The organism is Acidiferrobacter sp. SPIII_3 (assembly GCF_003184265.1).
Lineage (GTDB): Bacteria > Pseudomonadota > Gammaproteobacteria > Acidiferrobacterales > Acidiferrobacteraceae > Acidiferrobacter.
The window spans coordinates 430536-454169 of sequence record NZ_CP027663.1 but is presented as its reverse complement, the minus strand read 5'-3'; the positions used below and the strand labels follow the sequence as shown (position 1 = coordinate 454169).

Genomic DNA, 23634 nt, shown 5'->3' with positions numbered 1-23634 from the left:
ATGACGACAGGAAAGGTCACGACCGATCATGGCACGATCCAGCACTGGATCGAGCAGCGCGGCGGCACGCCGGCGCGCGTGAAGTCCACGGGCGACCCCTCGGGGGGCGGCATGTTGCGCGTGGATTTTCCGGACCGCCGCGGGGAAGACCGACTCGAGCCGATCTCCTGGGAGAGCTTCTTCGAGACCTTCGACGAACGCGAACTCGCCTTTCTTTATCAGGACGAGACCGCCGACGGCCATGAAAGCCGGTTCTCGAAATTCATCGAACGCGCGCATGCGCACTCATCGTCCAGCGACGGCGCGGGCCATGGTCACAAACCATCCGCGCAGGCCGCCCATAGCGGCCCCGGCAAAGGCGCGGCCGGCCACAAGAAGCCCGGCCGACCCCACGCCAAGGCCTAAGATGCCAACTCGTGGGCGAACAGCGCGGCGCTAAGAACCGCCCACTGGGCGTCCCACTCGGCGAGCGGCGATATGCGAAATCGCGTGCGCACGGCCTGCGCCACGCGCCCGTCGGCGGTCGCCAGCAAGAGCTGGGCGCAGACCGAGGGCGCAGGCAGGCCCGGGGGGAGATGGGCGTCCCGCAAGAGGGCGCGCAGGTGGGTCTCCAGACGCTCATAGAGTTGCGCCAGCCGGTCGCGCAGGCGCTCGTGCTCTCCGGCCAGCACCGCCCCCTGGAGCAGGTTCGCAAGCCCGTGATTCTTGTCGGCAAAGGCCAGCCACAGATGCAGAACCTGGCCGATTTTGATGGAGCTCGCGACCGGTTCTGCGCCGATGCGGTTGATGCGCGTAAAGAGGCTTTCTTCGATGAACTCGAACAGTGCCTCGAACATCCGCGCCTTGCTGGGAAAATGCCGATAGAGTGCGGCCTCGGACACACCCACCGCCGACGCCAGCTGGGCGGTGGTGATGGGCGCCCCCGAGCTCTCCTCGAGAAGGCGCGCCAAGGTCTCCAGGATCTCCTGACGGCGCTCGCCGCGACGTGGCCGGGCCATGGCTCAGATCACGCGCATCGCGTGCGTGATCCGACCGGCCGCATCCCACTGTACGCGAAACCGCCCCCAGCAGGGCACCCGCCCCGCCACGCACCCGGCCCCCTCGACCAGGATCTCCTCGAACGAGACACCGCAGAGCGCGCTGTCTTCGCCCTGCTCCAGGATCTCGACTGTGAGGCTGTCATTATCCGGCCAGCCGTTCTGCGAGCACAGCATGGCGATCGCGGGCGTCGCGGCAAAATACCGGTCGATTGCCGACTTATCCATCATCCCCCCTTTATAGTCAGCCCTGTCAGGCGTGGATCAACGTGCCGACGCCGTCGTCGGTCAGAACCTCGAGCAATACCGCATGGGCGACGCGCCCGTCGACGATATGCGCCGATCCGACCCCGGCGGCCACCGCGTCCAACGCACAACGCACCTTGGGGAGCATCCCGCCGTGGATCACCCCCTCGGCCACCAGCCGTTCGACATGCGCGGCATCGACACGCGCCATCAGCTGTCCGTCCGCCCCCAGAACACCGGCGGTATTGGTCAGCAACAACAGCTTTTCAGCACCCAGGGTCGCCGCCAGATAGCCGGCGACGAGGTCGGCATTGATATTATAGGTCGCCCCGTCGTCGCCGATCCCGATCGGGGCTATGACCGGGATGAAATCGCCCCCGTCGAGCAGGCTCACGAGCTCCGCGTTTATGCCCGTGACCTCGCCGACATGCCCTATGTCGATGATTTCGCTTGGCAGGCCCTCGCCCGGGACCGCGTGCAGGGCCAGTTTGCGGGCCCTTATCATGGCCCCGTCCTTGCCGGACAGCCCCACCGCCTTACCGCCGTGGCGATTGATCAGGTGCACGATCTCCTTGTTGACGAGCCCCCCGAGGACCATCTCGACGACATCCATCGTCTCCTGGTCGGTGACGCGCATCCCTTGCACGAACTGGCTTTCCTTGCCGATACGCGCAAGCAGCCGGCCGATCTGGGGGCCGCCGCCATGGACCACGACCGGGTTCATGCCCACGAGCTTCATCAACACGATGTCGCGCGCGAACCCATCCTTCAGGGCCGGATCCACCATGGCGTTGCCCCCGTATTTGATCACGAAGGTCTTGCCTTGGAACTTTCGGATATAGGGAAGCGCCTCGATGAGGAGGCCGACGGACGACGAAGACGGCACAGGGTTCTCCCGCGTAAGTGCGGCACAAGGTACCTGATTTCCGGCGTCATGTCAGCCGCGCACGACAACCCCTGGTGTTGTCCGGGGGTTCGGACCACAAACGACAAGGGCCCCCAAATGGGGGCCCTCAAGGCGCGTCGCGCGGCCTTAGGCGACCGTGATCTTCTTCGGCTTCATCTCCTCGGCCTTCGGCAGCGTAAGCTCCAGTACACCATCCTTATAGTTCGCCGACACCTTCTTGTCGTCGATATGCGACCCGAGACGCACGCTGCGCGACAGTTTGCCGTAGCAGCGCTCCTCGCGGATCAGGCGGTCGCCCGCCTTATCCTCATGCTGGCGCTTGACCTCGCCGGAGACCGTCAATACACCCTCGGCGAGTGTAATGTCGATATCCTCGCGATTGACGCCCGGCATGTCCATGCGGATCACATACTCGTTCTCGCGCTCGGTCACGTCCATGGCCGGTACCGCGCCTGTCGCCACGCCATTCTCGGCCCGGCGCCGCAGGGGCCGGAAAAAGCCCTCCAACAGATTGTCCAGCTCATCGTTCACAAGGGTCCATCCCGAATTCGTCGGGCTCGGCATCAAAGCTGCCATGATAATCACCTCCTGATGATAGCGGTTTCCGGGGAACGGCTCCCCGTGACGGGTAGTAATTTGGGGTCTGCACCCTGGTTTTCAAGGGCTTTCCCGCACAACCCAGCCGCCCTGCGTGCCCGCCCGCACGGCCACGTGGACCGGCCGCACCATGATTTTGCGCATCCCTCTCATACCGCCCGCCCAACCCCGCCGTCGCGTCGGGAACCAGGCGGCCCGCCATGAGGTCCGACGCCCCGGTGTGACTGCCGCCCCGGGGTCTTGTAGGGCACCACCACCTCGCTGGCCCGCGGCCCGGGACAGGCGAAACGGCGGCGCGTGGCCCGCCGGCGCCGGCGTGACCGGGGCGTCCCGGCACATATGCGCAGGGGCGGGCCAACCCGCGCAGGCCACCATTTCGCCTCCCGATAGCCGCTGTCCGGACGGTCCGCGCTTTTGATTTTTTTACGGACTCATTGTCTCGCTTAATGCCAGTGTTTCGTTATATATTTAAATCCTGTGAGAAATGCCGTCTCGCCTCCGAGAGCGATCCGGCAAATTTCCTTTGTGTTTCATTGAGATAAATCAAGTCATAACGGAACATTGTGTGTTTGTATAGGGTACGGTTTTTTTGCCTCCAACTATCTATAGAACGTCTTTATCCACCCCGATAGTCTTTTTCTCCCGCCATACCCCGCGCACGCGTCGTTCCCGTTCTTGCGGCCCGCGCGGGTGCGTCCTATAGTCCTAGGCCTTGATGCAGCGCCGTCTCCAGGTTCTCCGGCTTTGCGTCAGCCGTCATTTATATCTTCCATATTCCCGGGAGGCTGGTTGCACAAGTATCAGGGTACCGAGCGCTGGGAATCGCACCGTTCCACCTATGGAGGTCCGTTATGCTCGTAAAAGACGTCATGACCACGAAAATGAAGACCGTGCGGCCGGATAGCGCGCTGCGCGACGTGGCGACCGTGCTCGGGTTCTACCACATAAGCGGTCTGCCGGTGGTGACCGAGGACGGGACCCTCGTCGGCGTGATATCCGAGAAAGACGTGCTACAGGCCTTGTACCCAAAAATCGGCGACGCCATCCAGCTGTCGGCATCCGTGCAGTTCGGGGATCTCGACAGCGAGTTTCGCGACGTCATGGATGCGCGGGTCTCGGAATTCATGACCGCCCATGTGTTTACCGTGGGGCCCGAGGATCAGATCCTGCGCGCGGTGGCGGTCATGATCGCCCACAAGATCCGGCGCATTCCCGTGGCCGTGGACCACAAGCTCGTCGGCATCCTCAGCATCGGCGACGTCCACAAGGCGGTCTTGAAGGAGACCTTCGACCACAAACTTGGTCAGGGCGGCAAGAAGCCGCAGTTAAAGCCGCGCGTATAGGGCAGGCGGTAGCGATGATCGGGGGACAGCAACGGACACGAGGAGGGTTATGATGGGCGAGGCAGCGAGCGAGCACAAGAGTGATCATGTGGTAAACCCCAAGGGCCTGACCAGCGAAGAGGTGACGCGGTTATTGGCCGAGCACGGACCGAATGTCATCGCCGAGGACAAACCCAATCCGTTCCGGCTGTTTTTCAAAAAGCTATGGGGGCCGGTGCCGTGGATGCTCGAGGCCACCTTGGTCCTCGAGATCATCATGGGTAACAACATCGAAGGCCTCATCATCGGCTTTCTGCTGATATTCAACGCCATCCTCGGTTTCATGCATCAGCAAAAGGCCCAGAACGCCCTCAATATGCTAAGGACGCGCCTGCAGATCATGGCGCGCGTGCTGCGCGATGGCGCATGGAAGCAGGTCGCCTCCTCCGAGCTCGTGCCCGGGGACTATGTGCATCTGCGCGTCGGCGACTTCGCGCCCGCGGATCTTGTGATCGCCGAGGGGCAGGTGCTGGTCGATCAATCGGCGCTCACCGGGGAATCGGTGCCGGTGGAGCGCGAGCCGGGGGAGGTCGTATATTCGGGGTCGGTACTGCGTCGCGGAGAGGCGAGCGGCAGCGTGACGGCGACCGGCAGCAAGAGCTTCTTTGGCAAGACCGCGGAGCTGATGCGCGGCGCCGGGAGCCGCAGCCATGCCGAGGAGCTGGTGATGTCCATCGTCCGTTATCTGCTGCTGATGGACGCCGCGCTGGTGATTGCGATCCTCATCTACGCGGCCATCACCGGGCTTTCGCTCCTGAAGGTGATGCCGTTTGCGCTCATCTTGCTCGTCGCCTCGGTGCCGGTCGCGCTCACCGCGACCTTCACGCTCACGAGCGCCGTGGCCTCACTCGATCTGTCGAGCAAGGGTGTGCTGCTCACGCGGCTTGCGGCCATCGAGGAATCGGCGGCCATGAACGAGCTTTGCAGCGACAAGACCGGGACCTTGACCCTGAACGAACTCACGCTCTCGGGCATGCAGACGGCCGACGGCGTGGACGACGCCGACCTGCTGCTCATGGGTGCGCTCGCAAGCGACGAACGCACCCAGGACCCCTTGGATAAGGCGATCCTGGCGCGGCTTGCGGAGACCGGTGTTCGCGCCCCCGAAAAGACCGGCTTCACGCCCTTCGACCCGGCCACCAAACGCTCCGAGGCGACCTTCCTGCGCGACGGCGAGACATGGCGCGCGGTGAAGGGCGCCCCACACGTGGTGGCCAAGCTCGCCGGCGCCGATGGCGAGTTCTGGGAGACCGCGATCGCCGACCTCGCCGCGAGCGGGGCACGCGTGCTCGGGGTCGCCGCCGGCCGCGAGGGGGCGCTTTCGTTCAAGGGACTGATCGCGCTTGCCGACCCGCCACGCCCCGAGGCGCGCGGCATCATATCCGATCTCCGCCAGTTGGGCGTGAGGGTGCGCATGGTGACCGGCGACAGCATGGCGACCGCGCGGGTCGTGGCCGCGGAGCTCGGCATGGAGGGGGTGGTCATCGGCGGCCGCGACGAGATCGCCAAGGGCGACATCTGTGACATCTACGCCGGCGTCTATCCGGAAGACAAGTTCCGCCTGGTGCAGACCTTCCAGAACGTCGGACACACGGTCGGGATGACCGGCGACGGCGTGAACGACGCGCCGGCCTTGAAACAGGCGGAGGTCGGGATCGCGGTGTCGACCGCCACCGACGTGGCCAAGGCGGCGGCCAGCATGGTGCTGACCGAATCCGGCCTTAAGGGGGTGGTGGAGGCGGTCAAGACCGGGCGGCGGGTCTATCAGCGGCTTTTGACCTACACCCTGAACAAGATCGTGAAGACCATACAGGTGGCGGTGTTTCTGAGCCTTGGGCTGATCGTGTTCCGGCACTTCGTGGTGACGCCGCTGCTCGTGCTGTTGCTGCTGTTCGCCAATGACTTCGTGACCATGTCGATTGCCAACGACAACGTGCGCGTGTCGCGTGAACCGGACATCTGGAACGTGCGCGTGCTCATCAAGACCTCGGTCATCATTGCCATCGCATGGCTCGTCTACATCTTCGCGGTGTTTGGCGTGGGTAAGGACGTCATGGGCCTGCCCATCCCCGAACTGCGCACCCTGAGCTTCCTGGGTCTCGTGTATTCGGGTCTGTCCAACGTGCTTCTGGTGCGCGAGCGCTCCTATATGTGGTCCTCGCGCCCGGGCACCTATCTGCTGCTCGCGATCGTGGGCGACGTCATCATGGTCTCCGTGCTCGCGCACTTCGGGGTGTTCATGGCGCCCGTTGCGTGGTCGGCGATCGGCCTGCTGCTTGCGTTCACAATCCTCTTTGTGACGCTGCTCGATCTCATAAAGGTGCCGTTATTGCGCTCCCCGAGCTCGCGACCCGTCGAGGCCGGCGCCGCCTAAGATCGCGCCTTAACCTTGAAGGCCCTCCTCGCGAGGGCCTTTTTCTTGCGCGCGCGGGCCGGGCCGCATGCAAGAATGGATCCCCGCGGCGCCGGGGACGCCGCCTAGAGGATATAGCGCGCCAGGTCCTCGTTGCCGGCCAGCGCCGAGAGATGGTCGTCTACGTAGGCGGCATCGACCGCGACCGCCGTGCCGCTCTTGTCGGGGGCCTCGTAGGAGACAGTCTCGAGAAGCCTTTCCATGAGTGTATGCAGGCGGCGCGCGCCGATGTTCTCGGTGCGTTCGTTCACCTGAAAGGCGAGTTCCGCGATGCGGCGCACGCCGTCGCGCTGGAAGTCGAGGGTAAGACCCTCGGTCGCGAGCAAGGCGGCATACTGCTCGGTGAGCGAGGCGTGGGTGTCCTTCAGGATGCGTTCGAAATCATCAGCGGTCAGGGCATCGAGCTCCACGCGGATCGGGAGACGGCCCTGCAGTTCCGGGATGAGGTCGGACGGGCGGGCCACATGGAACGCCCCCGAGGCGATGAACAGGATGTGGTCGGTGCGCACCATCCCATACTTGGTGGACACCGTAGACCCCTCGATGAGCGGCAGCAGATCCCTCTGCACCCCCTCCCGCGACACCTGCGCCCCCTGGTTCTCCGCGCGCCCCACGATCTTGTCGATCTCGTCGATGAAGACGATGCCATGCTGTTCGACAAGATCGATGGCGCGCGCCTTCATGTCGTCCTCGTTCACGAGCCGGGCCGCCTCCTCCTCGGTCAGAAGCTTCATGGCCTCACGGACCTTGAGACGCCTGAGCTTGGTCTGCTTGTTGCCGAGATTCTGGAACATCCCCTGCAGCTGGCTTGTCATCTCTTCCATGCCCGGTGGCGCGAATATCTCGACCCCCGAGGGCCCGGCACGCAGCTCGACCTCGATCTCGGTATCGTCGAGTTCACCCATGCGCAGGCGTTGCCGAAAGCGCTGGCGCGCCGCCCCGCCGTCGTGCTCGGCCTGCGAACGCGTAAGCGAGTAGGCGCTCTCGCGGGCCGGCGGGATCAGGGCATCCAACACCCGCTCCTCGGCGGCATCCTCGGCCTTGGCGCGCACCCGCTCCATCTCCTGCGAACGCATCATCTTGACGGCGATCTCCGCGAGGTCACGCACGATGGAATCGACGTCGCGTCCGACATAGCCGACTTCCGTGAATTTGGTTGCCTCCACCTTCAGAAATGGGGCGTGCGCAAGCCGCGCGAGCCTGCGCGCGATCTCGGTCTTGCCGCAGCCGGTCGGGCCGATCATGAGGATGTTCTTCGGGGTGATCTCCATGCGCAGCTCGGCATCCTGCACCTGCGCGCGCCGCCAGCGATTACGCAGCGCGATCGCCACCGCCCTCTTGGCCGCCCCTTGACCGACGATATGACGGTCGAGCTCCTGCACGATTTCCCGCGGCGTCATCTCCGACATCAGGCGTATCCCAGATCTTCAATGGTGAGGTTGTGATTCGTGTACAGGCAGATATCCCCGGCGATATGCAAGGCGCGTTCGACGATGTCGCGCGCCGCGAGATCGGTATGAGCCAGCAGGGCGCGCGCGGCGGCCTGGGCGTAAGGCCCGCCCGACCCGATGGCGATCAGCCCGTCCTCGGGCTCTATCACATCACCGTTACCCGTCAGGATGAGCGAGGCGTCCTTGTCGGCCACCGCCAGCAGGGCCTCGAGACGGCGCAGCAGACGATCGGTGCGCCAATCCTTGGCGAGTTCGACGGCGGCCCGGGTGAGATGCCCCTGGTGCTTCTCGAGCTTGGCCTCGAAGCGCTCGAACAGCGTGAACGCATCGGCAGTGCCACCCGCGAAGCCCGCCAGGATCGTCTCCTTATACAGCCGACGCACCTTGCGCGCATTGGCCTTCATGATGGTATGGCCCATGGTAACCTGGCCATCCCCACCGATCGCAACGCGTCCGTTGCGGCGTACCGACAAAATGGTCGTGCCGTGAAACTGCTCCAACGTAGCCTCCCGCGAAGATGCATGCACCCCATGTGGAGGCGCATCCCGCCAAAGGCAAGGGGCCGTCAGCGACCGAGAAAGCGATTGTCGGTCGCGCGTCGGCCCTCGTTCTGGCGGCGCCCCCCCTGGTCGGGCTCCCAGCGCACCATGGCGCGCCGATCACCACGCGTCCGCCGGACCCGGTGCCGGCGATCCGGGCCACAATAGGTCGCGGTGCGCACGCGACCGGGAATCCCGTCAGTCTTGACCATCGTACCCTCCCCCCGGGCATTCGGCATTCATTATTATGCGCGCACGCTAGCACACCGCTGAAACCGCTTCAACGCGTCCGCTTGCGCGCCCGCGGGTGGGCGGCATCGTAGACGCGCGCCAGCTGCTGGTAATCCAGGTGGGTGTAGATCTGGGTGGTGCTCAGATGCGCATGCCCCAAAAGCTCCTGGACGGCGCGCAGGTCCTGGCTCGACTGTAAGACATGGCTCGCAAACGAGTGACGCAACATGTGGGGATGAAGAGGCACCTCAAGCCCGCGGCGACGTCCGAGGCGCGCCAGGCGCTTTTGCACCGCGCGCGCCGAAAGCGGCCGACCGCTCGGTCCGGGAAACACCGCGCCCAGGGGATCGCCGCCGGGTCGCAGCGGCAGCCAGGCCTTAAGCGCGGCATGCGCGGCACGCCCCATGGGCACAAGCCGTTCGCGCCGGCCCTTGCCGGTGACGCGCACCAGGCCCTGCGCGAAATCGAGATCGGTAAGACGCAGACCGAGGAGTTCGGACAGGCGCAGGCCGGCGCCATAGAGGAGCTCGGCGATGGCCACATCGCGCAGTTCGAGATCGTCCGCCGGTGGTGCGGCAAGCAGGCCCTGAAGCGTGTCCACGTTCAAATCGTGCGGTAAGGAGCGCGGGGCGCGCGGCGCCTTGACCCCGCGAAAGGGATTGGCGCGCAACCCGAGTTCACGATAGAGGGTGCGCGCCGCCGACAGCGCGCGCGCCACGCTCCGGCCGCCCTGTCCGGTCCGGCACAGGCTCGCGACATAACGTCGCGCAAGCTCGACGGTCATGTCCGATGGCATAGCGCACCGCTGGCCGTCGGCAAAACGCGCAAGCCCCTCGAGATCGCGACGGTAGGCCGACAGGGTATGGGCCGAATAGCGCCGCTCATAGGCCAACCGATCGAGGCAGGCGCTCACCGCCTCGGCCCACGCGGCCCTCATCACGATCGATCCAGCTGGCGGGCCACGGCGCGCATCACGAGATCGCCCAAACGCCCGAGATAGAGGGTTCCAGCCCCCGGGGGGAAGCGATCGCGGTCGTGACTCCCAAGCAGGATCACGCCCGAACGCACGGGATCGCGCAGGGCCACGAGCGCCACCGAGGCGATGCGCGCCTCGTCGGGTCCGAGCAGGCCGCGGGCCTCGGCGAGAACGGCCTTGGGCCCGCACAGCGGCCGCCCTCGCGTCAGGGCCAGCGCGCGCCTGAGCCGGGCATCGTCGGGGGGCACGAACTCCGCGCGGCCGGCCAAGGGGCCGCCGTCGACACCGAGCAGCATGGTGACCGAATCGAGCCGCAACTGGTTGCGCCCGAGGTCATAGACACTGCCGAACACATCGTCCAGGGATGCCGCGTCGATCAATGCCACGGCCAGGCGATGCAACCTCTCGCCGAGCGCCTCGTTTTCCCGGGCGGCGGCCAGGAAGTCCCGGCGCTCGCGGTCCTTGGCGGCCAGGCGTTCGCGCAACACGGCCGCCTGACGCTCCAGGAGCGAGACCGCGGCCCCGCGCCCGGCGTGCGGCACCCGCAGGATCTCCAGCAGGTCTTGGTGTCGCTCGAAATAATCCGGATGATCACGCAGGTAGCGCGCCACACCCTCTTCCCACGAGAGCTCTTCACTCGATTGTTTCACGGCCCCACCCCTGCTCGCTCAACCGCCCCTCATACACCCGCTGCGCCGGACCACGCATCCATACCGGACCGGCCCCGTCGTAGCGCACAGAGAGCCGGCCGCCGCGCAGGCGCACCTGGACCTCATCGTCCAGCAAGCCGCGCTCGCGGCCGGCCACGACCGCGGCACAGGCCCCGGAGCCACAGGCAAGCGTCTCGCCCGCGCCGCGCTCATGGACGCGCAGGCGGATCGTGCGCCGGTCGATGATCTGCATGAAACCGACGTTCACCCCCTCCGGGAAGCGCGCGTGGCGCTCTATCAGCGGGCCCTCGACGGCCACCGCCGCGCGCTCGACATCGGCCACGACCTGGACGGCGTGCGGGTTGCCGAGCGACAACACGCTCACATCCACGGAGCGCGCGCCGATGTCCAGGGCATACAGCCGTTGCTCGTGCTCGGCGACAAAGGGCACGGCGCGCGGGTCCCAGCGCACATATCCCATGTTGACGACCACGTCCCCGTCATCCTGCAGGGTGAGCGTAATGACCCCGCCCATGGTGCGTACCGTGAGGGTCTCCTTGGCGCTCAGGCCCTCGTCGCGCACGTAGCGCGCGAAGCATCGCGCCCCGTTTCCGCATTGCTGCACTTCGCGGCCATCGGCATTGAAGATGCGATACCCGAAATCAATACCGGGTTCGGTACTCGGCAAGACCACGAGGACCTGATCACAGCCGACGCCGAAATGGCGATCGGCGAGGCGTCGGATGCGTTCCGGCGCAAGATCGGGTGTCCCGGCCATGGCATCCAGGACCACGAAATCATTGCCCAGGCCATGCATCTTGACGAAGCGCTGGCCGCCGCCGGTCATGGCCGTGACCCCGCGGGCACCACGCATTCCCCGCGCATCAGGTCCTCATAGGTCTCGCGCCGGCGCACCACATGGAAACGGGCCCCATCCACGAGGACCTCGGCGGGCCGCGGCCGGGCATTGTATTGGCTGCTCATGGCAAAACCGTAGGCACCGGCCTCGCCGATCGCCAGGATATCGCCGGGCTCTATGACCAAGGGGCGGCCGCGGCCGAAGACATCGGCGCTTTCGCACACCGGGCCCACGACATCGTATTCGCGCACAGGTCCCGGGCGGCGGCGCGCGGCGGTCACGCTTTGCCAGGCGCCATAGAGCGCCGGACGGATCAGATCATTCATGCCGGCATCGACGATCGCGAAACGCTTGACATCGGTCTCCTTGATATATTCGACACGCGTGGCGAGCACGCCAGCCGCGGCTACCAAGGCCCGTCCGGGCTCCAGGATGAGTTCCAGATCCTGAAGCCCGTGGGCGGCCAGGCGCTCGCGGACCAGCGCCACATAAGCGGCGATGGTAGGCGGCCGCTCGTCGCGGTAACGCACACCGAGCCCCCCGCCGACATCGACATGGCTCAGGGCCACGCCCGCGCGGCGCAGGCCCGCGACCTCCGGGAGCACGCGGTCCAGGGCATCGCCGAAAGGCCGCAGATCGGTCAATTGCGAACCGATATGGCAATCGATGCCGACAAACGACACATGGGGGTAACGCGACCCTTCGCGGTAGCAGGCCACGGCCTCGGCCAGCGGTATGCCAAATTTGTTTTCCTTAAGGCCGGTGGCGATATAGTGGTGGGTGCCGGCGTCGACGTCGGGGTTCACGCGCAAAGACACCGGGGCGCGCACCCCGAGCGTGCCGGCGACCGTATCGAGACGCGCAAGCTCGGCTACGGACTCGACGTTGAAACAGCGGATCCCGAGCTCGAGGGCCCGGCGCATCTCGCCCTCGGTCTTGCCAACCCCGGAAAACACGACCCGCGCCGGGTCCCCGCCGGCCGCCAGCACCCGTTCGAGCTCGCCCCGGGAGACGATATCGAAGCCCGCCCCGAGATCGGCGAGGGTGGCGAGCAGCGCGAGATTGCCGTTCGCCTTCACGGCATAGCACACAAGGCTGCGCTGGGCGTCCAGGGCCTCGCGAAACGCGCGATAGGCGTCGGTCAGGGCCCGGCGGCTATAGACATAACACGGGGAGCCGATCATAGACACGATGTCGGCGAGCGCCACATCCTCCATGAACAAACGCTCGTCGCGATAGACCAAGACGCTCACGACCGCGGCCCCTTGTGGGGCGCAGCATGGGCCGGGGCGGGCTTGGGAGGAGGCATGTACAAGGGGCCCTGCTTGCCGCACGCGGTCAACGCCAGGAGGCCGATCAGGACCAGTCGCCTGGCCATCACGAGAGGTGCAACACCACTTGCCGCATCGTCCATTCGCGCGTCATATCCGAAAGAGTAAGAACACTGGAACAGGCAAAGGCGCCGGGTTCCCCGGTACCCGCCATCCACTTGCGCACAAGCGCGATGGCCGGCGTGCACAGGATCGACAGGCCGTCGTCTTCGGCCACGAGCCCGGCGCTGCGTACGAGCGGCTGGCCCCCGCGCTCGCCGCGCAATACGACGCGCAGACCGAACGCCGTCCTCCCGAAACGCCGCAGGCCCTGCTGCACGACATGCAGCCCCTTGGCAAACCGGGCGAGATCAGCGATCACGCCCAGGCGGTTCAATGAACCAAGCCAGGCATGGGCGCGATTCAACACCGCAAGCTCGAGCCCCGTCCGGTAGGTCACCCCGGCGCCGTAACGCCGGCTCAGGATCTCGATCTCCGGGGCATCGGTCACATACAGGCGATGGCGTCCGAAGGGCCCGGGGAGGACCACGGTCCGGCCCCTCGTATAGCCCGGCACCTCATGCCATGCGCCGCGTTCATAAATGCGCGCCGGGCGGCCTTGCGCGGCGAGCAGCGCGCGCACGCTCGCGAGCCCCCGCGGGTTACGATTGCCCGACAGCGCGGCGATCTCGATGTCGGTGATGGTGTCGAACCCGGGGGCGATGGCCGCCGCCAGCACCGAGGAAAAGGCCAACGCCGATCCGGCCCCCGACACCAGCGACACCCCGCCCTCGACGGCGCGTGCCGCCAGACCTTGCAGGCCCAGTATATAAGAGGTTTCGTCGGCCATGTCGACATAATGCACACCGCGCCGCGCGCAACGCTCGGCGACCCCATAATCGTGGGGACGGAATGGCCCGCAGGTGTTCACCACGGCAAACACGCCGTCGAGCGCGGCATTGAGCGAGGCCTGCCTTTGAATATCGACCGCCACGAAGGGAATACCGAGCGCCGCCGATACCGCCTGGCCACGACTCGTGTCGCGCCCGCCGATGAGGCACTCGGCCTGCGGGTCTTGCATCAGGATCTCGGCGATTCGCCGCCCGCAGGTGCCGTAGCCGCCGAGAATCAGGACTTTCTTGGTCATGGCGCCAAGAATAGAGGCTAAGGCATGCCCGACTCAAGGGCATCGCCGCCATCACGCCCGGGATACACCGGGGATGACTTCCCGGGGCTTACGCGCGCGCGGCCTGTTCCTTTCCCCCAAGGCCCGCTACCATGCCCCTTGTGCGCGCCCCGCCGGCCGACGGGCGGGGCCTGACGGGGATGAGCGGCACACGACAGACGACGAGGGGATCATCATGGCAAGCGACAGCGACTACGAAAGGCAGGCGCAGGCGATGCTCGAACGCATCGAACAGGCCATAGAGACCCACGCCCCGGAGATCGAGTTCGAGACCGAAGACGAGATCCTGACGCTCGAGTTTCCGGACGACTCACGCATCATCGTCAACAAACAGCGCCCCTTGAAGCAGATCTGGCTCGCGGCCCGCGCCGGTGGCTTCCACTACGACTACGACACCGCCACCGGGCGCTGGGTACGCGCCGGCGGCCACGAGCTCCTCGCCGATCTCGAGACCTTCGCAAGCCGCCAGCTGCAAAAACCCGTGCGCCTGCGCTAGGCCTATTCCCAGACGTCCTCGCGGTGGTGAACAAAGGTCCCCGTGGCGGCGCATTTGGGACAGGCGACCACCATGACATCATCGGCGAGCAACGTGATGGCGTCGTGATAACAGAGACTGCATCGCGGGACGCCACCCGCGTCGACCCAGGTACTGCCGATCGAATGGCAGTTATCGCACCGAAACAACCGCAAGCAGGGCTGCGGCCGGCGCCCGCACCCGACCGCGAGATCACGCTCCTCGTAGCGGCAGGCGCGGCATAGGAAATCCACCTTGTGTCCCATGGTCAGCCCGGAAAGATCAAGGCCGCGACATCGCGGTAATGCTTGACATAATGCATGACAAGGCCGCTACGAACATTGTCCGGCAACTCCTCGAAGTCATTGCGATTGGCCTCGGGGATGATGATCTCGGGAATCTTGACGCGACGCGCGGCGATGATCTTCTCGCGGATCCCGCCGACCGGAAGGACATAGCCGGTGAGCGTAATCTCGCCGGTCATGGCGAGCGGCCGGCTGATACGCTTGCCGCGCGCAAGCGACAAAAGCGCGCTCGCGATCGTCACCCCGGCGCTCGGTCCGTCCTTGGGGATCGCGCCCGCCGGCACGTGCAGATGCAGGGAGGCCTTGTCGAAGAAATCCTCGGGGGCGCCGTATTGCTTGCAATGCGAGGAGATGTAGCTGTAGGCGATCTCCGCCGACTCGCGCATCACATCCCCCAATTGACCCGTGATCTTGATCCCACGCGTGGCGCGGTGCACGCGCGTGACCTCGATATCGAGGATGGCGCCGCCCATGGGGGTCCAGGCAAGGCCGGTCACGACCCCGACACCGCGCAGGGGCTTTATGGGCTGAAAGACCGGCCGGTCGAGATACTTCTCCAGATTGCGCGCGCTCACCTTGATGGGCGGCTCCTTGCCGTTGATCATGGCCACCACCGCCTTGCGCGCGATCGAGCCGAGCTTCTTTTCGAGGCTGCGGACCCCGGCCTCGCGCGCATAACCCTCGATGATCTCGCGTATGGCCTGATCCTCGATGCGCAGCTGCCCGCGCTTCAATCCCACCTTGTTCATCTGCTTGGGCAGGAGATGATGCTTGGCGATCGCCATCTTCTCGCTCGTGATGTAACCGGCAAGCCGTATGACCTCCATGCGATCCAGTAATGGCCGGGGTATGGTATCGAGCTGATTGGCCGTGCAGATGAACAGCACTTTGGACAGATCGAAACGGAGATCGAGATAATGATCCAGGAAATCGACGTTCTGCTCGGGGTCCAGGACCTCGAGCAGCGCCGAGGCCGGGTTCCCCTGATAGGAGGAGCCGATCTTGTCGATCTCGTCCAGCATGATGATCGGATTGGCCACCCCGACCTCACGGATCGCCTGAATAAACTTGCCCGGCATCGCCCCTATGTAGGTGCGGCGGTGGCCCTTGATCTCGGCCTCGTCGCGCATGCCGCCCACCGAAAACCGGTAGAAGGTACGGCCCAGCGACGCCGCTATGGAGCGGCCTATGGACGTCTTGCCAACCCCCGGGGGGCCTACGAGCAGGAGTATTGAGCCCGCCACCTCGCCCTTCATGACACCGACCGCCAGGAATTCGATGATGCGGTCCTTGACGTCATCGAGGCCGTCATGGTCACGGTCCAAAATCGTCCGCGCCTGCTTCAGATCGATCTTGTCGGTTGAATAGCGGCCCCAGGGCAAGAGCGTCAACCACTCGAGATAATTGCGCGTGACCGCGTATTCGGGAGACCCCATCTCGAGCACCGCCATCTTTTGCAGCTCTTCCTCGACACGCTTTTGCGCGGCCTCCGGCAGGGTGAGCGTGGTGAGCCGTTCGCGAAAGACCTCGATCTCGGCGGTACGGTCGTCCTTGGCGATGCCCAGCTCCTTCTGGATGGCCTTCAGCTGTTCGCGCAGGAAGAACTGGCGCTGCTGCTCGTTGATCTTCTCCTCGACCCGCTCGCTGATGCGCGCCTGGGTCTTGGCAAGCTCAAGCTCCTTTTTCAGGAGAAAGAGCACCTTCTCCAGACGCGACTCGAGATCGACGGTGCGCAGGACATCCTGCAGTTCCATCTTGCTGGCGGTGGTGAGGCTGGCCGCGAAGTCCGCAAGGCGCGAGGGTTGGTCCGGGCCAAAACGCGTCAGGAAAAACTTGAGTTCCTCGCCATACAGGGGATTCAGCGGCAAGAGCTCCTTTATGGTATTGATGACCGCCACGGAATAGGCCTTGGCATCGCTACTCTCCGGGGCCTCGGGCTCGGGGAAGTAGCGCGCGCGCACCGCAAACGGCCGCTCGCGGGACAGCCACTGGTCGATGCGAAACCGCTTCAGGCCCTCCACGAAGACCTGCAGTTTCTCCTCGTTCTGAACCACCTTATGGATGCGGCAGACGGTCCCCATTTCATAAAAATCGTCGCTCGCGACATCGACCGCCTCGTCCTTGCGGATCAGGACCAGGCCCACGACCTTGTGGGCAGTCTCGGTCGCCGCCACGATCGTGGAGCTCCACGGCTCGCGATCGAGGACCAGCGGGATGGCCTGGGCTGGGAAAAACGGCCGGTTGGTGATGGGCACGATCGGCAGGGACGTCGGCAGGACGTCGCCGGCGCGCGCCAATGTTCCCCCGGATGCGGGAGTCGATTCGGATTCGCTCTTGGTCATCAATTTGTCATTCGCTTTTTTGAGGAGCTCGGCTTTGTAATGGGGCCGCCCGGACTCGGTTCAAGGGTTTGGCGTATTGTGCCAGATCGCGCGTGCACCGAAACGCGGCCATGGTCGCACGGCCGGCGCGCGGCGCCCCAGTCCCTAGTCAAGGTCGCGCGGGCAGCTTATGATAAATGGCAAGGCAATGCCGCCAGGACATGGAGGCCGCGCAATGAAAGCCTTGTGGGTGCTAGCAGGCATACTTCTTCTCGCCGGGTGCGCCGCACCCATCCCGCGCGCCCTGCGCGCGCCGCATATCACATCGGTGAGCGTGGCCGCGGCACGCGCCCATATCGCACCCCTCGGGGCCCGGGTGCGCTGGGGCGGCGTCATCAGCAAGGTCATCAACAGTCCCCACGCAACGTGGATACAGGTCATCAGCCGGTCGCTGCGGCACGACGGCCGTCCACGCCGGGCGCGCTTCAGCGGAGGGCGCTTCCTGGCCCGGGTCCCGGGCTTCCTCGACCCCGATATCTATGCGGTCGGGCGCAAGATCACCGTGGTGGGGGTCTTCTCCGGCTACGAGAAGAACCCGATCGGGAGCTATCTCTATGACTTCCCGGTGGTCCATACGCTCGCGGTCCATCTCTGGCGACCACGGCCCCACTACTACTCGCGTTATTACTACGCCAACCCCTGGCCGTGGGGGTGGGGCATAGGTGTGGAGCCGGACTTCGACTGGGGATGGCATGGGGACGATGACGGGCCGGGCTTCGGACCATGAGTCCCGCTCCCGGAGGGTGCAAGCCGTGAACCGGCTTGCGATCAGGACGTGGATACGGCGGGTCATGCCGGCGTGCGTCGTCGCGGGTCTTGCCGGCTGCGCCCTGCATCCGCGCCCCGAGGCCACGCATATCGACCGGCACATGGACCTGCAGGCAGTCCTCGCCCATCCGCGACGGACGCGCGGGGCGCGCGTGCGCTGGGGAGGCATGATCGTGCAAGACAGCGTGGGTCCCGCCCACAGCACCCTTACGATACTCGCCTATCCCCTGAACGGACGGGGCCGGCCTCGTCTGAGCCGGATACCCGAGGGGCGTTTTCAGGCGGTGGCGCCCGGTTATCTCGACCCCATACTGTTTGCCCGCGGGCGACTGGTCACGGTCGTGGGGACCGTGATGGGCACCAGGCCCGGGCTCATCGGCCAGGCCCGCTACATCTATCCGCGCGTGCAGGTCCTTGCCACCCACGTCTGGCGCCTCTATCGCCCCAGGCGGCGGCGCTGGCGCTTCGGCTTTGGAATCGGGGTCGGCCTGTAATCCGGCCACGCGCGGGAAGCGGCGGGCACGGACGCCCGCTTGGCGACTGGTGCGCCGCGGAAATCCGGGCCAGGCGTCTCCGACCCCGGGAATCGCCCACACCCGCGGGGCTCAGCCGTACCAGTCGATCAACGCCAATTTCGATACACGTCGGAATTCGCGCGTATTATGGGTGACAAGCGTGGCGCGATGCGCCAGCGCGGTACCGGCGATCAGGGTATCCAACGGCCCGATCGGTTGGCCCGCTTTTTCGAGCATGGCGCGCACACGCGCAGCCGCTGCGGCAGTCGCCCTATCGAAAGGCAATACCGTGACCATGCGCAATAATTCATCGAACTGTCGCCGCCGCTTGGCCGGTTGGGTCGATTTGGCAATACCCACTTCCAGCTCGTATGCGCTGATCGCCGGGATGGCGACCTCGGTAGGCGATGTCGCCAACAAACGTTCCGCTACCGTTCCTTGGCCACGAAAAAAATAAATCAGGGTATTGGTGTCGAGTACGTACATCAAAGCCCATCCCGGGCCGTATCCCTTCCCCCCGTCTCCCGGATGGCTTCCAAATCAGGAAAATCGCTCCACGCCCCCGCCAGGCGCCGCACCGCCTGAGGCCAGACAGGACACGTCTTTTCCGCAACGAGACCCGCCACAAAGCGGCTTACCGATACACCCGCAGCCTCGGCTGCGGCCTTGAGGCGCCGCTCGTTTTGGTCATCCAGGTAAATCGTTACTTGTCCCATGACTCACCGCCTCTATAAATTATACGTGCAATTATACAAGACGCGCGCGGCATTCACGAGGCGGCGACACGATGTTGAGATACGGCACGATTTGTCGTTGGGCGGGCACGCCTGGGCACGCAACGCTGTCCGCTGGCCCGCCCCGCCGGACATCGCCATTTTGCGCCGAGGCGGAATCGAGCCTATCCGAAAACGGCTGGGCAAGTAGCGCTTCATTGACATCCCCGCCTGAACGCGGGGATCCGTACGGCGCTATGCGCTAAACGGTATCGCCGCTTCGGTGGGTGCTTGGCCCGAAGCCCGACTTCAGGCGAAGTCGCTGCGCACGCTAAGCGAGCATGTCCCGCCCATCACAACAGTCCTGTGGCCTCGCAAGCGACACCCACCCGGTGTTCACGACCCCCCTTGTTTTTTGGGGGGGCGCGATCCGCCAAAGTCGTGTGTCGGGGCGGCAGGAACGCCCTATGACGACCCAAAAGGCCGCTTTTGTCGCTCTAGCGAACCCGCCCCACCCAGAGAGGCCTGTGGGCCTCGGACCATGGGAGTCGGCTCAGGCGCCCCTGGGTTCCGAGACCTTCGCGGCGAGAACCTCCACCAGGCTCGCGCACTCGTTGGCACGGCGGCGCGCGGTATCGACGTCGGAGGCCATGGCCAAGGCCACACCCATGCGCCGGCGCAGGAAGCTTTCGGGCTTGCCAAAGAGCCGCAGCTTGGTCCCGGGCACGCGCAACGCCACATCCAGGCGCCCATAACGCACGCCCGCCGCGTCCCGATTCCCATAGATCACCGCGCTCGCCCCGGGACGCAGCAGTTCCGTCGATACCGGAAGGCCCAGGATCGCGCGCACATGCAGCTCGAACTCGCTCTGATACTGGCTCGCCAATGTCACGAGGCCCGTATCGTGCGGCCGGGGGCTCACCTCCGAGAACCAGACCTGGTCTTCGTTCACGAAGAACTCACAGCCGAATATCCCGCGTCCGCCGAGGGCCGCGGTGACCTTCTCCGCCATCTCACGGGCACGATACAAGGCCTTCTCGCTCATCGGCTGCGGCTGCCAGCTCTCCACATAATCCCCGCGCTCCTGCCGGTGTCCGATCGGCTCACAGAAGTGCGTCTCGATGACCCCGCCGGGACCGCTTGCGCGCACCGTGAGCAAGGTGATCTCGTACTGGAACTCGACGAACGACTCAATGATGACGCGCGCCATCGCCACGCGGCTCTTCTTCTGGGCCTCGTGCCATGCGGCCACGAGCTCGGCCTCGTTTGCGGCCACCGACTGGCCCTTGCCCGATGACGACATGACCGGCTTTACGACGCACGGAAAGCCGGTGACCACCGCCGCCGCCTGCAGCTCCTCGAGGCTGCCGGCAAAGGCGTAGCGTGAGGTCGGGACCTTCAGCTCCTCGGCGGCCAGCCGCCGAATGCCCTCCCGGTTCATGGTGAGAAATGCCCCGCGCGCCGTCGGTATGACCTCGGCCAGACCCTCGTTTTCGATCTCCATGAGGGTCTCGGTGGCGATCGCCTCGAGCTCCGGGACCACGAAATCCGGCCGCTCGCGGGTGATGACGTCGCGCACCGCGCGCGCATTGCGCATGTCGATCACATAGGAGCGGTGGGCCACCTGGTGGGCCGGCGCGTGCGCATAGCGGTCGACCGCCACCACCTCGACACCAAGCCGCTGGGCCTCGATGGCCACCTCTTTGCCCAATTCACCGCTGCCCAGCAAAAGCAGGCGCACGGCATCGCGTGTCAAGGGGGTGCCCAAAACTGTCATGGCGAGAACTCCGAAGCGGGGGTGGGGTGGTTGGCGCGCATCATACCCTCGGTCCTCTGTCTGTCAATTCTCGATCTTCCGGTGATCGCCCGACACCACGGCCGCGCGGCCGTGCCCGGCGTCAATCCTCGGGCGCCCATGCCGGAGACGCCACGCCATCGCTCGGCATGCGATCCTCGCCCGCCTCCGCAAAGACCAAGTTCCGTGCGGCGATTCCGGCGCGCGCGGCGCGCCAACCAATGGACCAGGCCACAGCCGCCAGGGCGGCGATTCCGGCGAGCGCGGCACGCGGCCCGAGGCCGTCGGCGACCCATCCGAAAAGCGGGGCCGCGAGCGGGGCACCCCCTAAGGCCACGGCAATCAGGAGCGCCAGCAGGCGGCCGCGCATGGCCGGCTCCACCGACAACTGGAGGAGGCTGTTGGCGGACGTGACGAAGACCTGTAACGCAAAGCCCAGGATCAAGAGCGCCACGGCAAACACCCCGAGACCCGGGGCCAGCGCCGCGGCCGTCGTGGCCAGGGCGCACATGGCGCTCGCCGCGGACAGGACCCAAAACCGCGGCGCCCGGACCGCTGCGAATAACGCGCCGCCGACCGCGCCGGCCGCCATCAACGAGGCAATCAGGCCGTAAGACACGGCCCCCGCATGAAACACCCGGACGGCCATGGTCGAGACCAGGATCGGGAGGTTGACGCCGACCGCCCCCATCAACCCGAACATCCACAAGGCCCCGCTCAGATCAGGGCGGCGGGCCACAAAACCCAGGACCTCGGTGAGCGCGCCCCCGGCCGGGCGCGCCGGTTTGCGTACCGGCACATGCCGCAGGGCCTGCAGGGCGCGCAGGACCATGCCAAACGAGGCGGCATTGATCAAAAACATGAGCCCGGTCCCCAGAGACCCGATCAGGATCCCCGTCAGGGCCGGCCCGCAGAGGCGCCCCATGTTGAACGACAGGGCATTGAGGGCGACCGCGTTTGGCAGATCGGATGGCGGCACGAGATCCGACACAAAGGCCCCGCGCGCGGGGGCATCGAAGGCCGTGACGAGACCGAGCAGCAATGCGAAACCGTACACCTGCCAGAGCCGCACCGCGCCCGTGAGGACCAGCGCCGCCAGGGCCAGGGCCAGCACCCCCATGAGCCGTTGGGTCACGACCAGGAGCCGGCGCCGGTCGCTGCGATCGGCGGCCGGGCCGGTGAGCGGCAGCAGCAAGGCCTGGGGCGCGAACTGCAGGGCGGTCACAAGACCCAACGCCAAGGCACTGTGCGCCGTGAGCCGCGTCAGTACCAGCCAGTCCTGGGCGGTGCGCTGCATCCAGGTGCCGAGATTCGACCCCAGGGCCGCGGCCGCCCATAGGCGATAATCGCGGCTATAGAGCGCGCGCACGGCCGCGCGCGGCACCCGCGGTGCCCGCTCGCTCACCGGGCGCGCCGGGCGAGCAACGCCACGATCTCTTCGGTGGCGGCCGTCTCTCCCAGACGCGGAAAAATCCGTTGCACGCTGTGCTCGTGGGCCTCGCGGCTCATGTCGGTCATGGCGTCAACGGCGAGCGTGACATGGAAGCCGAGCTCATGGGCCTGGCGGGCGGTCGATTCGACACCGATGCTGGTGGCGATGCCCGCGATCGCCACCTGGGTGATCCCGCGCGCGCGCAAAAGACCCTCGAGGCCGGTCGCGGTAAAGGCCCCCCATGTCCGCTTGCCGACGTGATAATCGCCGGCCTGCGCCAAGAGCCCGGGCACAAGTTCGTCCCAGTCGCGCGGCCGGTCGGCGAAATTTCGCGACTGTTCGCTCCGGCCCGGGGCCCCGCCATGAACGGTGACGAACACCACGGGCAAGGCATGCGCCCGGAAGGCCGCCGCGAGCCGCGCGGCACGCACCACCACCGCATCCGTGGGATGCGCCATCGGTTGCGCGACGATCCCCTTTTGCAGATCGATCACGATGAGCGCCGTGTGCTCATCCAATACCGTTGCCGTCACCGCCACCCCCTCTGTCGTATCGCGCAGGCTCGCCGGCCTCCGCCAGGCGCTCGCGCACCGCCTCGTCGCCCGCCACGCCCCAGCGTGTCCTACGGGCCCGCATACCCGTCTCGAACTCCTGAAAATACCGCATGCCGCTCGCCGGGAACGCGCGGTTGAGCGCCCGGCGCCTCTCGAAAACCGCGATCGCCGAATCCACGGTCTCGGCCGGGAACGAGAGCCGGTCGCCTTCGCGCAGCACCGACAGGATCCAGCCGTAGGCCTCGTCGGCGCGCCGCACCGCGTCCCCCGATCGCGACAGCGACTCCGGACGCAGGCGATATTCGTGCAGGGGTCGCGGATAAAGATAAGCGCCGCCGTGGCGGGCCATGATCGACAGGGTAAAAACGGCGTCTTCGGCAAACCTGAGACATTCGGGAAAGCGCGTGCGGCCGATGACCGCCCGCTGGTATACCGGCCAGAGACTCTCGCTCACGCGCGCAAAGAACAGCCAGTCGTGGCACCCCTCGACCGGATCATGCCAACAGTTCGCGCCATAACCGGGTCCAGGATGCTCGCAAAACCGCGTGTTCCCGAGCGCGATACCGTGCGCGCGGGCCAAGGGGGCGAGGATGGTCAGTTTGTCCGGATACCAGACATCATCGCTGTCGAGAAACGTGACGAGCGGGTGACGGGCGCCATCGAGGCCGCGGTTACGGGCGGCCGATGGACCCGAGCCGCAGGCCCCGGTGCGCGCCAGTACGAGGCGCCGGTCGGCGGGCAACAACGCCTGGTAATCGACCCCGTCATCGGCCACCACGATCAATTCCCAGTGCCGATAGGTCTGCGCCAGGACCGAGCGCACGGCCGCGCCTATGCTTGCCTCGGCCCTGTAGGCTGGCATGACGATGCTTA

Annotated in this window: 26 protein-coding genes; 6 read left to right on the top strand and 20 right to left on the bottom strand. The window is 65.9% G+C overall.

All coding sequences use genetic code 11. From position 1 onward, the window contains the following. A complete protein-coding gene (locus C4901_RS02365; protein ID WP_205736139.1) occupies positions 1-405 on the top strand; it encodes a hypothetical protein in 405 nt (134 codons plus the stop codon). Here C4901_RS02365 and slmA read toward each other — a convergent pair. From slmA to C4901_RS02345, 4 genes are all read right to left on the bottom strand, one after another. Beyond that, complete coding sequence (gene slmA, locus C4901_RS02360; RefSeq protein WP_110135969.1) at positions 402-998, bottom strand: nucleoid occlusion factor SlmA; 597 nt, start codon at positions 996-998, stop codon at positions 402-404. The two genes, C4901_RS02365 and slmA, sit on opposite strands and share 4 nt — an antisense overlap. Positions 999-1001: 3 nt before the next feature. Continuing rightward, positions 1002-1265 carry a hypothetical protein gene (locus tag C4901_RS02355; protein WP_145960596.1) on the bottom strand — a complete coding sequence of 88 codons (264 nt, stop codon included), beginning with the start codon at positions 1263-1265 and terminating at the stop codon, positions 1002-1004. Positions 1266-1290: 25 nt separating this feature from the next. Then, positions 1291-2169, bottom strand: a complete 879-nt coding sequence (argB, locus tag C4901_RS02350) for an acetylglutamate kinase (RefSeq protein WP_110135967.1) — start codon at positions 2167-2169, stop codon at positions 1291-1293. 147 nt (positions 2170-2316) lie between these two features. Next, on the bottom strand, positions 2317-2766 hold the full coding sequence (locus tag C4901_RS02345; protein ID WP_110135966.1) for an Hsp20/alpha crystallin family protein: 450 nt from the start codon (positions 2764-2766) through the stop codon (positions 2317-2319). Positions 2767-3638: 872 nt separating this feature from the next. Between C4901_RS02345 and C4901_RS02340 the strand changes: the two genes are divergently transcribed. Both C4901_RS02340 and C4901_RS02335 read left to right on the top strand, forming a co-directional pair. Further along, positions 3639-4130: a CBS domain-containing protein gene (locus C4901_RS02340; protein WP_110135965.1), complete on the top strand. Its 492-nt coding sequence runs from the start codon at positions 3639-3641 to the stop codon at positions 4128-4130. Positions 4131-4179: 49 nt separating this feature from the next. Beyond that, positions 4180-6543 carry a plasma-membrane proton-efflux P-type ATPase gene (locus C4901_RS02335; RefSeq protein WP_205736138.1) on the top strand — a complete coding sequence of 788 codons (2364 nt, stop codon included), beginning with the start codon at positions 4180-4182 and terminating at the stop codon, positions 6541-6543. 104 nt (positions 6544-6647) lie between these two features. On the opposite strand, the gene hslU is transcribed toward C4901_RS02335, so the two are convergent. From hslU to C4901_RS02295, 8 genes are all read right to left on the bottom strand, one after another. Next, positions 6648-7991, bottom strand: coding sequence for an ATP-dependent protease ATPase subunit HslU (gene hslU, locus C4901_RS02330; RefSeq protein WP_110135964.1), 1344 nt, complete (start codon positions 7989-7991; stop codon positions 6648-6650). Continuing rightward, on the bottom strand, positions 7991-8533 hold the full coding sequence (hslV, locus tag C4901_RS02325; protein ID WP_110135963.1) for an ATP-dependent protease subunit HslV: 543 nt from the start codon (positions 8531-8533) through the stop codon (positions 7991-7993). The genes hslU and hslV overlap by 1 nt, the downstream gene beginning before the upstream one ends. A gap of 65 nt (positions 8534-8598) precedes the next feature. After that, positions 8599-8784 (bottom strand): hypothetical protein, encoded by a 186-nt coding sequence (locus tag C4901_RS02320; protein ID WP_110135962.1) that lies wholly within the window; start codon positions 8782-8784, stop codon positions 8599-8601. 68 nt (positions 8785-8852) lie between these two features. Beyond that, positions 8853-9740 carry a tyrosine-type recombinase/integrase gene (locus C4901_RS02315; protein WP_110135961.1) on the bottom strand — a complete coding sequence of 296 codons (888 nt, stop codon included), beginning with the start codon at positions 9738-9740 and terminating at the stop codon, positions 8853-8855. Then, positions 9740-10429: a DUF484 family protein gene (locus C4901_RS02310; protein WP_110135960.1), complete on the bottom strand. Its 690-nt coding sequence runs from the start codon at positions 10427-10429 to the stop codon at positions 9740-9742. The genes C4901_RS02315 and C4901_RS02310 overlap by 1 nt, the downstream gene beginning before the upstream one ends. Beyond that, a complete protein-coding gene (gene dapF / locus C4901_RS02305) occupies positions 10413-11303 on the bottom strand; it encodes a diaminopimelate epimerase (RefSeq protein ID WP_370445953.1) in 891 nt (296 codons plus the stop codon). The genes C4901_RS02310 and dapF overlap by 17 nt, the downstream gene beginning before the upstream one ends. Continuing rightward, positions 11273-12541, bottom strand: a complete 1269-nt coding sequence (gene lysA / locus C4901_RS02300) for a diaminopimelate decarboxylase (RefSeq protein WP_110135959.1) — start codon at positions 12539-12541, stop codon at positions 11273-11275. The genes dapF and lysA overlap by 31 nt, the downstream gene beginning before the upstream one ends. A gap of 124 nt (positions 12542-12665) precedes the next feature. Continuing rightward, a complete protein-coding gene (locus tag C4901_RS02295) occupies positions 12666-13745 on the bottom strand; it encodes a saccharopine dehydrogenase family protein (RefSeq protein ID WP_110135958.1) in 1080 nt (359 codons plus the stop codon). A 214-nt stretch (positions 13746-13959) separates the two neighbouring features. Between C4901_RS02295 and cyaY the strand changes: the two genes are divergently transcribed. Continuing rightward, complete coding sequence (gene cyaY / locus C4901_RS17455) at positions 13960-14280, top strand: iron donor protein CyaY (protein ID WP_168185501.1); 321 nt, start codon at positions 13960-13962, stop codon at positions 14278-14280. 2 nt (positions 14281-14282) lie between these two features. On the opposite strand, the gene C4901_RS02285 is transcribed toward cyaY, so the two are convergent. Both C4901_RS02285 and lon read right to left on the bottom strand, forming a co-directional pair. After that, entirely contained in the window at positions 14283-14564 is a 282-nt protein-coding gene (locus tag C4901_RS02285; RefSeq protein ID WP_110135956.1) for a hypothetical protein, read from the bottom strand. A 2-nt stretch (positions 14565-14566) separates the two neighbouring features. Further along, positions 14567-16945: an endopeptidase La gene (gene lon / locus C4901_RS02280; protein WP_110135955.1), complete on the bottom strand. Its 2379-nt coding sequence runs from the start codon at positions 16943-16945 to the stop codon at positions 14567-14569. A gap of 214 nt (positions 16946-17159) precedes the next feature. On the opposite strand from lon, the gene C4901_RS02275 reads away from it, so the two are divergent. Beyond that, positions 17160-17711, top strand: coding sequence for a Slp family lipoprotein (locus C4901_RS02275; RefSeq protein ID WP_168185500.1), 552 nt, complete (start codon positions 17160-17162; stop codon positions 17709-17711). 25 nt (positions 17712-17736) lie between these two features. Then, positions 17737-18246, top strand: coding sequence for a Slp family lipoprotein (locus C4901_RS02270; protein WP_168185499.1), 510 nt, complete (start codon positions 17737-17739; stop codon positions 18244-18246). 111 nt (positions 18247-18357) lie between these two features. Here C4901_RS02270 and C4901_RS02265 read toward each other — a convergent pair whose 3' ends face one another. The 6 genes from C4901_RS02265 to C4901_RS02240 form a co-directional block, all read right to left on the bottom strand. Next, complete coding sequence (locus C4901_RS02265) at positions 18358-18756, bottom strand: type II toxin-antitoxin system VapC family toxin (RefSeq protein WP_110135952.1); 399 nt, start codon at positions 18754-18756, stop codon at positions 18358-18360. Next, positions 18753-18983, bottom strand: coding sequence for a CopG family transcriptional regulator (locus tag C4901_RS19080; protein WP_110135951.1), 231 nt, complete (start codon positions 18981-18983; stop codon positions 18753-18755). Before C4901_RS19080 ends, C4901_RS02265 begins: the two co-directional genes overlap by 4 nt. 550 nt (positions 18984-19533) lie before the next feature. After that, a complete protein-coding gene (gene purT / locus C4901_RS02255) occupies positions 19534-20757 on the bottom strand; it encodes a formate-dependent phosphoribosylglycinamide formyltransferase (protein WP_110135950.1) in 1224 nt (407 codons plus the stop codon). Positions 20758-20878: 121 nt separating this feature from the next. Then, positions 20879-22180, bottom strand: coding sequence for an MFS transporter (locus tag C4901_RS02250; protein ID WP_205736136.1), 1302 nt, complete (start codon positions 22178-22180; stop codon positions 20879-20881). Continuing rightward, positions 22177-22740, bottom strand: coding sequence for an isochorismatase family protein (locus C4901_RS02245; RefSeq protein ID WP_110138481.1), 564 nt, complete (start codon positions 22738-22740; stop codon positions 22177-22179). The genes C4901_RS02250 and C4901_RS02245 overlap by 4 nt, the downstream gene beginning before the upstream one ends. After that, positions 22718-23623 carry a glycosyltransferase gene (locus C4901_RS02240; RefSeq protein WP_168185498.1) on the bottom strand — a complete coding sequence of 302 codons (906 nt, stop codon included), beginning with the start codon at positions 23621-23623 and terminating at the stop codon, positions 22718-22720. Before C4901_RS02240 ends, C4901_RS02245 begins: the two co-directional genes overlap by 23 nt. Between the last annotated feature and the right edge of the window lie 11 nt (positions 23624-23634).